Origin of the sequence: Nocardia sp. NBC_01327, assembly GCF_035958815.1 — a bacterium.
In the GTDB taxonomy this organism is placed as follows: domain Bacteria; phylum Actinomycetota; class Actinomycetes; order Mycobacteriales; family Mycobacteriaceae; genus Nocardia.
This window is the reverse complement of sequence record NZ_CP108383.1, coordinates 928,058-940,128: the sequence shown is the minus strand read 5'-3', so window position 1 is coordinate 940,128 and position 12,071 is coordinate 928,058. Positions and strand designations below refer to the sequence as shown.

Sequence of the window (12,071 nt, the reverse complement as noted above, 5' to 3'; positions counted from 1 at the left end):
TTCAGTCGACCGTACTGCCCGAAAGGCACACCCAGATGCGTTCCGAACTCGCCCGCTATCTACGGACCGAAACCTTCGGTGGCGCACTGCTTCTCATTGCTGCGGCCACCGCGGTGCTGTGGGTCAACTCGCCGTGGAGCGCAAGCTATACGACGATGATCGACGCTCATCTCGACATCCCCGCCTTGCACCTGAATCTCACGCTGGCGGACTGGACCAAGGATGGCCTGCTCGCCGTCTTCTTCTTCGTCGCCGGTCTCGAACTCAAACGCGAACTCGTGGTCGGCGAACTCGCCGACCCGAAACGCGCGACGCTGCCCATTCTCGCGGCGGTCGGCGGTGTGGTCGTGCCCGCCCTGATCGCGGTCGGCATCGGCTGGGGCGTGGACGGTATGGACCGCGGCTGGGCGGTGCCCGTCGCCACCGATATCGCCTTCGCGCTGGCCGTGCTCGCGCTCACCGGCTCCCGCATCCCCGCCGGCGCCCGCGTATTCCTGCTGAGCCTGGCGGTGGTGGACGATCTGATCGCCATCATTCTGATCGCCGTCCTGTTCACCACCACGCTGAAAATGCTGTGGCTGCTGCTCGCCATCCTGTGCTGCGCGGTCTGGGCGCTGGGCCAGTGGAAGCGGATCGGCACCCCGTTCCTCTACATCCCGCTGGCCCTGCTGGCCTGGTACTCGCTGCACGAGGCGGGCATCCATCCGACCCTGGCCGGCGTGGCCCTCGGCCTGCTCACCCGGGTCCGCCCCGATGCGGGCGAGGACGAGCACTGCGTCCCCGCGGCCAAGCTCGAGCACTTCTTCCAGCCCATCTCCGCCATCGTCTGCGTACCGCTGTTCGCGCTCTTCGCCTCGGGGGTGCCGCTGGATACGAAGGTGTTCTCGCAGCTGTTCACCGACCGCGTGTCGCTGGCCATCATCGCCGGTCTGCTGGTGGGTAAAACGGTCGGCATCTTCGGGTTCTCTTGGCTCGCGGTACGTCTCGGCATCGCCCAGCGACCCGACGATCTCGGTTATCGGGACATGTTCGCCCTGTCGGTACTGGGTGCGATCGGGTTCACCGTTAGCCTCTTGGTGGCAGAACTCGCACTCACGGACGTCGGCGACGGCTCGGAGGTCGAACTGGCGAAAGCAGCGGTGTTGCTGACGTCATTGGCGGCTTCCCTGCTGGGTTCGGCGCTACTGTTGCGTCGTGGCCGCGCCCATCAGGCGCGCCGTGACGAGCGGGAACTGCTAGGACAAGAGTGACTTCGCCGGGCAGTTCCGGGACATGGAGAAGGGTCGAGCAATTGAGCTTCACACAGGGCGGTAACGGGCGGGACGGGAACCGCACCCGCACCATCACCTCGATTCCGCTGTCCGATGTCGATACTCACGAATCGGCGAGCATCGGCAGTCTGGTCCGCGATGCGACCGAACAGATGTCGACACTGGTGCGGGCCGAGGTAGCACTCGCCAAGGCCGAGGTGACCGGTGAGGTCAAGAAGGGCCTGCAGGGCAGCGTCTTCTTCATCGGGGCGCTGACCGTACTGCTGTTCAGCTCGTTCTTCTTTTTCTTCTTCCTGGCCGAGCTGCTGGACGTGTGGGTCTACCGCTGGCTGGCCTTCCTCATCGTCTTCCTGCTGATGCTGGTGACGACGGGTCTGCTCGCCCTCTTCGGCTATCTCAAGGTGCGCAAGCTGCGCGCGCCGGAGAAGACCATCGAATCGCTGAAGGAGGCGAAGACCCTGCTGCCCAGTGGCTTCGGGGCCGCTTCCGAGAATTCGGTCGACGCCACGACCGAACTCGGCAGGCACCGCGCCTAGTCGGTCGATTACGCTCCCGGCGTGTCGTCGAATTCGCCCCCGGACCCGTCCACCGTCCGCTACGACGGACCGTGGACCCATCGGGATGTGCATGCCAACGGCATTCGCTTCCATGTCGTAGAGGCCGATCCGGCCGTGAGCGGGTCGGCGTCCTACGGCGACCCGGATACGCCGCTGGTGGTGCTGCTGCACGGCTTCGGCGACTTCTGGTGGTCGTGGCGGCACCAACTGACCGGGCTGGCCGCTCGCGGCTACCGGGCCGTCGCCGTGGACCTGCGCGGTTACGGCGACAGCGATAAACCGCCGCGCGGCTACGACGGCTGGACGCTCGCCGGGGATATCGCCGGCCTGATCCGCGCTCTCGGGCATACCGAGGCCACCCTGGTCGGCCATGCCGAAGGCGGTCTGGTGTGCTGGGCCACCGCGGTCCTGCACCCCCGCCTGGTGACCTCCATCGGACTGGTCAGCTCACCGCATCCGGCGGCGCTCAAGAGTTCCATCCTGCGGGATCGCAAGCAGCGCAAGCAGTGGCTGCCGGACTTCCTGCGGTATCAGCTGCCCCGCATACCGGAGAACCTGCTCATCGCCGACGACGGCGCCGAGGTGGAGCGCCTGCTGCGGCAGCGGGCCGGTGAACACTGGTCGGCCACTCCCGAATTCGCGGATACCGCCCAGCGCATGCGCCTGGCCATCCGGATTCCGGGTGTGGCGCACTGTGCTCTGGAGTACCAGCGCTGGGCCTTCCGCAGCCAGTGGCGGCCCGACGGCGCGCGTTTCATGCAGACCATGCGGGAGCCGGTGCGCATCCCCGTGCTGTCGCTGTACGGCGACCGCGACCGGTACATCCTGGCGAGCACCATCCGGCGCGGGCAGGAGCTCTCCCCCGAGCGGCGCGTGGTGGCCATCCCGGACGCGGGTCACTATGCGCACCAGGAGAATCCGGAGGCGGTCACCGCCGAGCTCGCCAAACTTCTGAGCTGACGCCCCTTTTCACGACTGTGCCCCCATGACCTCGTCACGGGGGCACAGTCGTTCACACCATCGTCAGCTCAGGACGCAGCTGCTGGTCCCGACCGGGGCCGAAACCCCTGCCGCCTGTTCCACTTCCGGACGCACCTCGTCGAGGGTCAGCACATAGCCGGTGTCGTCGTCGGTCACGGCGGCACCGAAGACCACGCCGAGGATATTGCCGTCGGTATCCACCAGTGGACCGCCGGAGTTGCCCGGCTGCACCTTGCCGCGCACCGTGTACACCTCGCGCTGCACATTGTTGTCGCGGTAGATGTTCGGGCCCTTCAGATCCAGGGTCTCGCGCACGCGGGCGGCGCTGGCGGTGTAGCGGCCGCCTCCCGGATAGCCGAGCACGATGGCGCTCTCACCGGAATTGGCGGCCTTCGGAGCCAGCGGGATCACCGGTGCGGTCAGACCCGGCACCGCGAGGATCGCCACATCCTTGGACGGATCGAACAGCACCACGGTGGCGGTGAGCGGACCGCGCGCGGTATCCACGCTGACGCTGGCGGTGCCGGCGACCACGTGCGCATTCGTCATGATGCGCTCGGGCGCGACCACGAAGCCCGAACCCTCCAGCTGCCGTTGGCAACTCGGCGCGATACCGCGAACCCGCAGCACACTGCCCTGCAGCGATTGCGCGACCGGCAGCTGCAGCACGCTCGGATCGGGCGGCTCCACCGCGGCGATCGGCACCCGGCCGAACGGGCCGATCACATCCGGCAGCCCGGAGGTGTTCAGCAGATTGGAGAACTCGTTCGGCACCCGGCGCAGCCAGTCCGGCGCGACCCGGTCCACATTGACCAGCACCTGAGAGTTCTTGACGGCGGCCGCGATTCCCGGCTGCGACGAGTTCGCGAGCGGCAGCGCCAGCAGCCACGCGGTGGCCAGCACGGCCGCCATCTGCAGGCCCGCACCCACCACGCTGTCCAGGCTTCGGGTGAACGGATCACGCATACCGCCGCGCGCGGCGCGACCGAGCACCATGCCCGCCACCTCGCCGATGATCACCAGCACCACGATCAGCAGCACGCCGACGATCACCCGCGAACGACCCTCACTCAGATGAATGAGGATGTGCGGTGCGATCAGAATGCCCGCGACCGCGCCCAGCACCACGCCTAGGAAGGCCAGCGCGGAGGCGACCGCACCCTGCCGCCACCCGGAGGTGGCCGCGAGCAGCGCCAGAATCACGATTCCGAGGTCGAGCCAGGCCGAGGAGCTCATAACGTCATCCCTACCGCGGCCAAGGAGGCCTGCAGATCACGCACATCGTGATGGTCCCATTCATGTTCCCAGCCGGACACCGCTAGTAGTCCGGCCAGCACGCCCGCGGTGAATCCCCACACCAGCATCCCGTCCACCGCGAAGGCCGGACCCATGTACCCGAGCGGATGCCGCACCACGAACCGGTTGGCGGGATCGATGAGATCCGCGATCGGCACCCGCACCACGCGCGATGCCTCGGTCTCACTCACCACACCCACCTCGCCGGGCGTGCGCCAGTAGGCGACGATCGGCGTCACATCGAACCGCGAGGGCGGTACGAAAATCTTGGGGAGCACCCGGATCGGCTCCACGCTCTGCGGGTCCAGCCCGGTTTCCTCCTGGGCCTCCCGCAGCGCGGTACTGATCGGCCCGGTGTCCTGCGGCTCCACCCCGCCACCGGGGAAGGCCACCTGGCCGCTGTGCTGCCGCAGAGTCGCGGCACGCTGCGTGAGCAGCACATCCGCATCCGCGGGCAGACCGCCGCGCGCCTGCGGATCGGACGGCACCGACCCGCTGAACAGCACCAGCACCGAGGCCTCGCGCGAACGCACCGCGGCGGAGACGAAGCGGCGCATGGTGGTTCGGCTCAGCACCGGATTCGTCCCGGTGGGATCCTCCGGGTCGTGTTCCGCGACACCGCGCAACCACTCCGGTACCGAGCCCGCAGGCACCTCGAGTCTCATGCCCACACTCCCGAACCTGCGATAGCAATACCGGCAATCATGCAGCAGCACACGAAATTCCGGCGCAGCCCTGGACCGACGCAGATCGTAACGGCCGCGCGGCCGGGGCGCACCGGCAACGCACCGATCGATACCGGGTGAGTCACGCCACCGCTCCCCGGCCGGCGCCGCTGCGGAGGAGGTCACGCACCACATCTCGCGACGACACCGAGGCGTCGCTTGCGCGCGCAACTCGCCGAGGCGCGGCAATAGAGCCGGGCGAGGCGACTGGCATTGCGGGCCTCACGCTTTCACGCCCAGCTCGGCGGCGACGGTGGCGGAGATATCGTCGACGCTCTTGAAAGGGCGGACGATCAGCTTGGCGACGGTCCCGTCGGGGCGCAGCAGCACGGAGATAGGCAGCACCGCGGGCGCACCGACCGCATTGCGCACCTTGGTATCCGGATCCTCCACGCCGGGCAGATGAATACCCAGGCCGGTCAGGCGGGAAAGGCCCTTGGCCGTGCCCGGATCGCTGTGCACGGTGAGCACCGTGACCGCACCGGCGGCCCGATCCGAGAACTGCTGCAGCAGCGGCAGTTCCTCCGCACATGGCCCACACCAGTAGGCCCACAGATTGAGCAGCGCCGGTTTCCCGGCCAGCGCGGCGGTCAGATCGACCGGGCGGCCGTCGGCCAGACAGTTCAGGGTGAGGCCGCGCAGCGGGCCGTCGGCCACCGGCGCTCCGCTCGGATTCGGGCAGTCCGCGAGGGCGGCCTGCGCACGATCCGCCGCGGAGACGGGATTGCCCGCCGGAACCGGCGCACCACCGGTCGACGTGTCGCCGGCGCTCGAGCAAGACGCCGCCGCCAGCGCGAATACAGCGATCACCGCGGCCAGGGCGCCTCGCCGCCGGCCGCGAGCACCCCGACCGACCGCACGTGAACCCTGCAGTCCAAGGCTGTTCCGACGCTGCTCGAACCCGTCCCGGCGATGCCCGGCGAACCCGTCCCGGTCGAGACCGTCTTCGCCGTGTCGTTCGAGGACATTCCAGCCGTGCCCACGGTGCACATCCGCAGCCGGGGCCGTGCCCTGGGGAACGCTGTGCTCGCTGGCAGGCGCAGGTCTCACAGGCCGACCAGCTCGAGCAGGTGCTCGGTCTCGGGGCCCTTGATCAGCGCCGCGGCCGTGGCCGGGTCGGTCGGGCCGGTGCCGTAGGACGGGCAGTCCTTGGCCAGGATGCAGGCGCCGCACGCCGGTTTGCGGGCATGGCAGACGCGGCGGCCGTGAAAGATCACCCGGTGCGAGAGCATGGTCCACTCTTTGCGCTCGATGAGGTCGCCGACAATGTGCTCGACCTTCACCGGATCCTCTTCGTCGGTCCACCCCCAGCGGCGGACGAGCCGGCCGAAATGGGTGTCGACAGTGATTCCGGGCACACCGAAGGCATTGCCGAGAATGACATTGGCGGTCTTGCGGCCGATACCCGGCAGCTCCACCAGCTGCTTCAGGGTGTTCGGCAGTTCCCCGTCGTAACGCTCGACCAGGCCCTGCCCCAGGCCGATGAGCGAACTGGTCTTGTTGCGATAGAAGCCGGTGGGCCGGATGTACTCCTCCAGCTCGGCCCGATTGGCCTCGGCGTAATCGCGGGCGCTGCGGTACTTGGCGAACAGCGCCGGCGTGGTCAGGTTGACCCGCACGTCCGTGCACTGCGCGGAAAGGATTGTGGCCACGGCCAATTCGAGGGGCGTGGTGAAGTCGAGTTCGCAGTGCGCGTCCGGGAAGGCCTCCGCGAGCGTGCGATTCATCCGCCGGGCGCGCCGCACCAGACCGGTATGCGTCTCCTTGGAACGTGATTTCGCTTTCCCGCCGGCGGGTACAGCAGCGCCGCGAGCCGGGCCCGCCACGCCCGAAACGGGTGCCGCTTTGCCGGTTTTCGGTGCTTTGTCGCCTGCACTCGGCGCTGCCTTCTCGCTGGTGGGCACGGCAGTACTGCCCGATTCGGCCCCATTGGCGGCCGCGCTGGATGTGGAGACACGCACCCGTCCACCTTACGGAACCAGCCTGCCGCGACAACCGGGCTGAGCGGACGCCGTGTTCCATCTGAGACCTTCGCCGTGTTTACTCCTCCCTATGCAAGGACTCGCTGTGGTGCTGTTTCCGATAGCGCTGATGCTGTTCGCACTGGTGATGGAACGGGTCGAGAACAGGCTGCGCAAGCTGCTCGAACCGGACCCTGAGGTTCAGCAGTACTTGGATCGAGCGACGAATGCCGAGGTCAGTGACCTCACCAAGCTGGGCTTGCCCGCTGCGGCCGCCCGCCCGCGGCGCGCCCGGACGGCCGCCAAGGGTATGGACGTCGCACAGGCCAGCTGAGCCGCTTCGCTCTACCGTTCGCCGTGTTCGACACGGGTGCGGAAAATCGCACCGATCAGCACGGATTTCGATCTCCTGTGGGTTGCCGATACTGGCGTGTCGCGAAAATGCAGCTAGCGTGTCGCGAGACCGTCCGTGCGTGTCGCGTAATCGGACTCCGCGTGTCGGAGAATGAGCGTGCCGCGTGGTGTCTATCACTACCCGGACGTATTGCAAAGTAGACTGCACTGTCGGCCGAATGCTTCGGTCCAGAACAGAGCCATTTCCCATAAGGAGCACATTCGTGGACGAGGCCCTCGCCAGAGCAGGCATCTTCCAAGGCGTCGAGCCCACCGCGGTGGCGGCTCTCGCCAAACAACTTCAGCCCGTGGACTTTCCGCGCGGTCATGTCATCTTCAACGAGGGTGAACCGGGAGACCGGCTCTACATCATTACCTCCGGCAAGGTGAAGATCGGCCGACGTTCCCCTGATGGTCGCGAGAATCTGCTGACGATCATGGGCCCGTCGGACATGTTCGGCGAGCTGTCGATCTTCGACCCGGGTCCGCGTACCTCGACGGCCACCACCGTCACCGAGGTTCGCGCGGTCACCATGGATCGGGACGCGCTCAAGGCGTGGATCGATCAGCGCCCTGAGATCGCCGAGCAGTTGCTGCGGGTGCTTGCCCGCCGTCTGCGCCGCACCAACAACAACCTGGCCGATCTCATCTTCACCGATGTGCCCGGTCGTGTTGCCAAGGCGCTGCTGCAGCTGGCTCAGCGTTTCGGGACCCAGGAAGCGGGCGCGCTGCGCGTGACCCACGACCTGACCCAGGAGGAGATCGCCCAGCTGGTCGGAGCTTCCCGCGAAACCGTGAACAAGGCCCTGGCCGACTTCGCGCACCGCGGCTGGCTGCGACTCGAGGGCAAGAGCGTCCTCATCTCCGACTCGGAGCGCCTGGCCCGCCGCGCGCGGTAGGGGTCACAGGGAACAGAGACTCGTAGGGACCGGGTCGTCACGGCAAGTGACGACCCGGTCCCTACGTGTGTGTTCGGGCTACTTCTCGGCGCGCAGATACGCCAGCTGGGCGTTCACCGAGCTGTGGGCGGCCGGCCAGAGGCGCTTGTCGACGTCGGCGTAGACCTTGGCGACGATCTGCAGGGCCTTCGCATTCGGGCCCAGCTCCGCGAGAGCGGCGCGAACCTGGTTCAGGCGCTCGTCGCGGTGCTTGATGTAGAAGTCGATGACAGGGAGCGCGTCGGGGTGATCGGGTCCGTGCGCGGGCAGTAGAACTCGCGCGGGGGCCGCTTCGGCGAGCCGCTTGAGGGATTCGAGGTAGTCGGCCAGTGCACCGTCGCGGGATTCGAGCACCGTGGTGCCGGTGCCGAGCACGGTGTCGCCGGTGAGCAGTGCGGCATCACCGTCATCGGGGCCGTCGAGCAGGAAGCTCACCGAATCCTGGGTGTGCCCGGGCGTTGCCAGCACGGTGATCCGCAGCCCTGCGGCCTCGATGACCTCACCGTCCGTCAGAACAGCTTCCGAGCCGTGCAGGAATTCGGGATCCGCGGCACGCACCGGCGTTCCGGTCGCCTTGACCAGACGGCCGATGCCGCCGGTGTGATCGTGGTGATGGTGCGTGATGAGGGTGAGCGCGATATTGCCGCCGGTCTCGCGCACGATCGCCTCGGTGTGCTTGCGATCCTTGGGACCGGGATCCACCACGATGTAGTCCGCACTGTGCGGCGCCCGCAGCAGCCAGGTGTTGGTGCCCTGCAACGTCATTCCGCTGGGATTGTCGGCCAGCAGAACGGCGGCGGACGGAGTCACTTGCCGCAGTTGTTCGTACGCGGGATGAGTGAGGGTCATCGTTCTGTCCTAACTCAGGGAGCGTGGCAGGTCCAGGGTTGAACGCACCACACTCCCTCGGCCCGGCCGGCCACGAGAGTGGCAGGCGTCAGCGAACTTCCGCGATGAGTTCGACCTCGACGGGGGTGTTCTTGGGCAGTTCCGAGACGCCGACGGCGGAGCGCGCGTGCACGCCCGCATCGCCGAAGACCTCGCCGAGGAACTCCGATGCGCCGTTGATGACCAGCGGCTGATCGCTGTAACCCGGTGCGGAGGCGACGAATCCGACGACCTTCACGATCCGCACCACATTGTCGAGCCCGACCAGATCATGCACGGCGGCAAGCGCATTGAGCGCGCACAGTCGCGCGGCCTCGGCGGCCTGCGCGGTGGAGACCTCCGCGCCGACCTTGCCGGTGACCGTCAGCTGCCCGTTCACGAAGGGCAGCTGACCGGAGGTGTAGACGAGATTGCCGGTGCGCACGGCCGGGATGTACGCGGCCACGGGTGCGGCCACGGCAGGCACGGTGAGCCCGAGCTTTTCGAGGTTCTCCGCCCAGGCGGTGGCGGCGGTCATCAGTTCTTCGGTCGCTTCAGGTAGGCGACGTGCTGTTCACCGGTCGGGCCGGGCAGCACGGAGACGAGTTCCCAGCCATCGGAACCCCACTGGTCGAGGATTGCCTTGGTGGCGTGCGTCAGCAGCGGCACGGTCGCGTACTCCCAGGCGGTCAGATCACTCATGTCGTGAGATTAGCCCCGGACCACGACGTCCCATACTCCGGACCCTGCTCTGGCGCACCCGATATCGGGAAAGCAAAGATTTCAGAGTGGTGTATCAGACAGTTGGTGTCTCTTCTGGGCATGAACCAGGAACGGGTTATAGGCTCGCGAGCGTGGGAGTACCGATAGCAGTGCCCGTTTCGGTTGAGCCGGGGGTCGAAGCAGGTTGGCCGGAGCGGGCAGACAAAGCCCGTCTGCATTACGTATCCGGAAAGGGCGGCACCGGGAAATCCACGGTCGCGGCCGCATTGGCGCTGGCACTCGCGGCGGGGGGCCGCCGCGTACTACTGGTCGAGGTCGAGGGCAGGCAGTCCATCGCCCAGCTCTTCGATCTGCCGCCGTTGCCGCCCACCGAGACTCGCATCGCCGCCGCCGACGGTGGCGGCGAGGTGCTGGCGCTGGCCCTGGATGTGGAGCACGCCTTCCTCGAGTACCTCGATATGTTCTACAACCTGGGCTTCGCGGGCCGGGCCATGCGCCGGGTCGGCGCCATCGAATTCGTCACCACCATCGCGCCGGGCCTGCGGGACGTCATCCTCACCGGCAAGATCAAAGAGTGTGCGGTGCGGGTCGACAAGAGCACCGGCAAACCGGCCTACGACGAGATCGTCATCGACGCCCCGCCGACCGGCCGCATCGCCAGCTTCCTGGACGTCACCCAGGCCATGGCCGAAATCGCCGGCGGCGGCCCGATCGCCTCGCAGGCCGAGAGCGTCTCGAAGCTGCTGCACTCGCCGCAGACCATGATCCACCTGGTCACACTGCTGGAGGCGCTGCCGGTCCAGGAGACCGCCGACGCGCTCGCCGAGCTCAAGGCCAATGACCTGAATGTCGGCACCGTCATCGTGAACCGCGCCAGCGAGGGCTTCCTGCCCAAGCCCCTGCGCGAGCGGGCCGCCGCGGGCGACCTCGACACCGACGCCCTGCGCGCCGGACTGGCCGAGGCCGGAATCACCCTGTCGGAGGCCGACTTCCAGGGCCTGATCGCCGAAACCGTGGAGCATTCCGCCCGCCTGCACGCCCAGGACGAGAACGCCGCCGATCTCGCGAAGGTCGATATCTCGCGGCTGTACCTGCCGTCCCTGGCAGACGGCATGGACCTGGGCGGGCTCTACGAGCTGGCCGAACACTTGACCGCACAGGGAGTTCGCTGACCATGATCGTTCCGGCCACCACCGTCCCCCTGAACATTTCCAAGCTCATCGCCGACCCGTCCGCACGCATCGTGGTGTGCTGCGGTTCCGGCGGCGTCGGCAAGACCACCACCGCCGCGGCCATCGCACTGCGGGCCGCCGAGGCGGGCCGCAAGGTCGTGGTGCTGACCATCGATCCGGCGCGCCGGCTGGCGCAGTCGCTGGGCGTCAGCGACCTCGGAAACACCCCGCAGAAGGTCGAATTGGGCGACGGCGTCAAGGGTGAGCTGTTCGCCATGATGCTGAATATGCGCCGCACCTTCGACGATATGGTGCTCGAGCACACCAGCCCGGAGAAGGCGGAACAGATCTTCGCCAATCCGATCTATCAGACCGTCGCGTCCTCCTTCGGCGGCACGTCGGAGTACATGGCCATGGAGAAGCTGGGCCAGCTGGCGAGCAAGCGCGAGTGGGACCTCATCGTGGTCGACACTCCGCCCTCGCGGAACGCCCTCGACTTCCTCGACGCGCCGAAGCGTCTCGGCAATTTTCTGAACGGGAAGATGATCCGCGTGATCATGGCCCCGGGCCGCGGGGTCGGCAAACTGGTGGCCGGCGCGATGAGTCTGGCGCTGCGCGGCGTGTCGACCATTGTGGGCGGTCAGCTGCTCAAGGACGCGTCGGTGTTCCTGCAGTCGCTGGAATCGATGTTCGGCGGTTTCCAGGATCGCGCGGACCGCACCTACGCCATGCTCTCGCGGCCGGGGACGCACTTCATCGTGGTGGCGGCGGCCGAGCCGGATGCGCTGCGCGAGGCGTCCTTCTTCGTGGACCGGCTCTCGACGGACAAGATGCCGCTGGCCGGTCTGGTGCTGAACCGCACGCATCCGGTGCTGCTGACCTCGCTCTCGGCCGAGCAGGCCCAGGTGGCCGCGGATCGGCTGGCTGCGGAGGCCGCGGTGAATGGCGCATCCGAGACACCGGCGGCTTTGGCCGCGGCGGTCCTGCGTATCCACGCACAGCGGGCGACCACCGCCAAGCGGGAGCAGCACCTGCTGCAGCGGTTCACCGGCGCGCATCCGAGTGTGCCGATCGCGGCCGTGACGGCACTGCCGTTCGAGGTCGCGGATGTGGAGGCGCTGCGGGCCGTGGGCAATGAGCTCGCCGAGGCGGGCGATAAGCGTTCGGCCTGAGCCGAACGTCGTGAT

The 12,071-nt window shown here is 67.6% G+C and carries 14 protein-coding genes; 7 read left to right on the top strand and 7 right to left on the bottom strand.

All coding sequences use genetic code 11. The features are described from left to right. The first annotated feature begins 35 nt into the window (after positions 1-35). The 3 genes from nhaA to OG326_RS04110 are packed head-to-tail and all read left to right on the top strand — an operon-like array spanning position 36 to position 2,788. Entirely contained in the window at positions 36-1,250 is a 1,215-nt protein-coding gene (nhaA, locus tag OG326_RS04120; RefSeq protein WP_327143294.1) for a Na+/H+ antiporter NhaA, read from the top strand. A 41-nt stretch (positions 1,251-1,291) separates the two neighbouring features. Further along, positions 1,292-1,807, top strand: a complete 516-nt coding sequence (locus tag OG326_RS04115; RefSeq protein WP_327143293.1) for a phage holin family protein — start codon at positions 1,292-1,294, stop codon at positions 1,805-1,807. Between the two features lie 21 nt (positions 1,808-1,828). Continuing rightward, entirely contained in the window at positions 1,829-2,788 is a 960-nt protein-coding gene (locus tag OG326_RS04110; protein WP_327143292.1) for an alpha/beta fold hydrolase, read from the top strand. A gap of 63 nt (positions 2,789-2,851) precedes the next feature. Here the strand turns inward: OG326_RS04110 and OG326_RS04105 are convergent, their stop codons facing one another. The 4 genes from OG326_RS04105 to nth form a co-directional block, all read right to left on the bottom strand. Further along, on the bottom strand, positions 2,852-4,045 hold the full coding sequence (locus OG326_RS04105; RefSeq protein WP_327143291.1) for a MarP family serine protease: 1,194 nt from the start codon (positions 4,043-4,045) through the stop codon (positions 2,852-2,854). Beyond that, positions 4,042-4,770 carry an NUDIX hydrolase gene (locus OG326_RS04100; protein WP_327143290.1) on the bottom strand — a complete coding sequence of 243 codons (729 nt, stop codon included), beginning with the start codon at positions 4,768-4,770 and terminating at the stop codon, positions 4,042-4,044. Before OG326_RS04100 ends, OG326_RS04105 begins: the two co-directional genes overlap by 4 nt. 282 nt (positions 4,771-5,052) lie before the next feature. Then, positions 5,053-5,649, bottom strand: coding sequence for a TlpA family protein disulfide reductase (locus OG326_RS04095; RefSeq protein WP_442791001.1), 597 nt, complete (start codon positions 5,647-5,649; stop codon positions 5,053-5,055). Positions 5,650-5,876: 227 nt separating this feature from the next. Further along, positions 5,877-6,656 carry an endonuclease III gene (nth, locus tag OG326_RS04090; protein WP_327146361.1) on the bottom strand — a complete coding sequence of 260 codons (780 nt, stop codon included), beginning with the start codon at positions 6,654-6,656 and terminating at the stop codon, positions 5,877-5,879. A gap of 226 nt (positions 6,657-6,882) precedes the next feature. Between nth and OG326_RS04085 the strand changes: the two genes are divergently transcribed. Next, positions 6,883-7,125 carry a hypothetical protein gene (locus OG326_RS04085; protein ID WP_327143288.1) on the top strand — a complete coding sequence of 81 codons (243 nt, stop codon included), beginning with the start codon at positions 6,883-6,885 and terminating at the stop codon, positions 7,123-7,125. Positions 7,126-7,408: 283 nt separating this feature from the next. Then, positions 7,409-8,083: a Crp/Fnr family transcriptional regulator gene (locus tag OG326_RS04080; protein WP_019044571.1), complete on the top strand. Its 675-nt coding sequence runs from the start codon at positions 7,409-7,411 to the stop codon at positions 8,081-8,083. Positions 8,084-8,161: 78 nt separating this feature from the next. On the opposite strand, the gene OG326_RS04075 is transcribed toward OG326_RS04080, so the two are convergent. The 3 genes from OG326_RS04075 to OG326_RS04065 form a co-directional block, all read right to left on the bottom strand. Beyond that, a complete protein-coding gene (locus OG326_RS04075; protein ID WP_327143287.1) occupies positions 8,162-8,971 on the bottom strand; it encodes an MBL fold metallo-hydrolase in 810 nt (269 codons plus the stop codon). Positions 8,972-9,059: 88 nt separating this feature from the next. Continuing rightward, a complete protein-coding gene (locus tag OG326_RS04070) occupies positions 9,060-9,527 on the bottom strand; it encodes a RidA family protein (RefSeq protein ID WP_327143285.1) in 468 nt (155 codons plus the stop codon). Then, positions 9,527-9,691, bottom strand: coding sequence for a DUF4177 domain-containing protein (locus tag OG326_RS04065; protein WP_297628122.1), 165 nt, complete (start codon positions 9,689-9,691; stop codon positions 9,527-9,529). Before OG326_RS04065 ends, OG326_RS04070 begins: the two co-directional genes overlap by 1 nt. A gap of 170 nt (positions 9,692-9,861) precedes the next feature. Between OG326_RS04065 and OG326_RS04060 the strand changes: the two genes are divergently transcribed. Both OG326_RS04060 and OG326_RS04055 read left to right on the top strand, forming a co-directional pair. Beyond that, the gene (locus tag OG326_RS04060) at positions 9,862-10,884 is read left to right on the top strand and encodes an ArsA-related P-loop ATPase (RefSeq protein ID WP_327143284.1); all 1,023 of its coding nucleotides are present in this window, start codon (positions 9,862-9,864) and stop codon (positions 10,882-10,884) included. A gap of 2 nt (positions 10,885-10,886) precedes the next feature. Continuing rightward, on the top strand, positions 10,887-12,056 hold the full coding sequence (locus OG326_RS04055; RefSeq protein WP_327143283.1) for an ArsA family ATPase: 1,170 nt from the start codon (positions 10,887-10,889) through the stop codon (positions 12,054-12,056). The last annotated feature ends 15 nt before the right edge of the window (positions 12,057-12,071 follow it).

What these genes read in the sequence shown, in the direction of transcription:
- OG326_RS04055 (WP_327143283.1), top strand. Translation starts at nt 10,887, where the DNA reads ATGATCGTTCCGGCCACCACCGTCCCCCTGAACATTTCCAAGCTCATC.
- nhaA (WP_327143294.1), top strand. Translation starts at nt 36, where the DNA reads ATGCGTTCCGAACTCGCCCGCTATCTACGGACCGAAACCTTCGGTGGC.
- OG326_RS04075 (WP_327143287.1), bottom strand. Translation starts at nt 8,971, where the DNA reads ATGACCCTCACTCATCCCGCGTACGAACAACTGCGGCAAGTGACTCCG.
- OG326_RS04105 (WP_327143291.1), bottom strand. Translation starts at nt 4,045, where the DNA reads ATGAGCTCCTCGGCCTGGCTCGACCTCGGAATCGTGATTCTGGCGCTG.
- OG326_RS04100 (WP_327143290.1), bottom strand. Translation starts at nt 4,770, where the DNA reads ATGAGACTCGAGGTGCCTGCGGGCTCGGTACCGGAGTGGTTGCGCGGT.
- OG326_RS04070 (WP_327143285.1), bottom strand. Translation starts at nt 9,527, where the DNA reads ATGACCGCCGCCACCGCCTGGGCGGAGAACCTCGAAAAGCTCGGGCTC.
- OG326_RS04085 (WP_327143288.1), top strand. Translation starts at nt 6,883, where the DNA reads ATGCAAGGACTCGCTGTGGTGCTGTTTCCGATAGCGCTGATGCTGTTC.
- OG326_RS04065 (WP_297628122.1), bottom strand. Translation starts at nt 9,691, where the DNA reads ATGAGTGATCTGACCGCCTGGGAGTACGCGACCGTGCCGCTGCTGACG.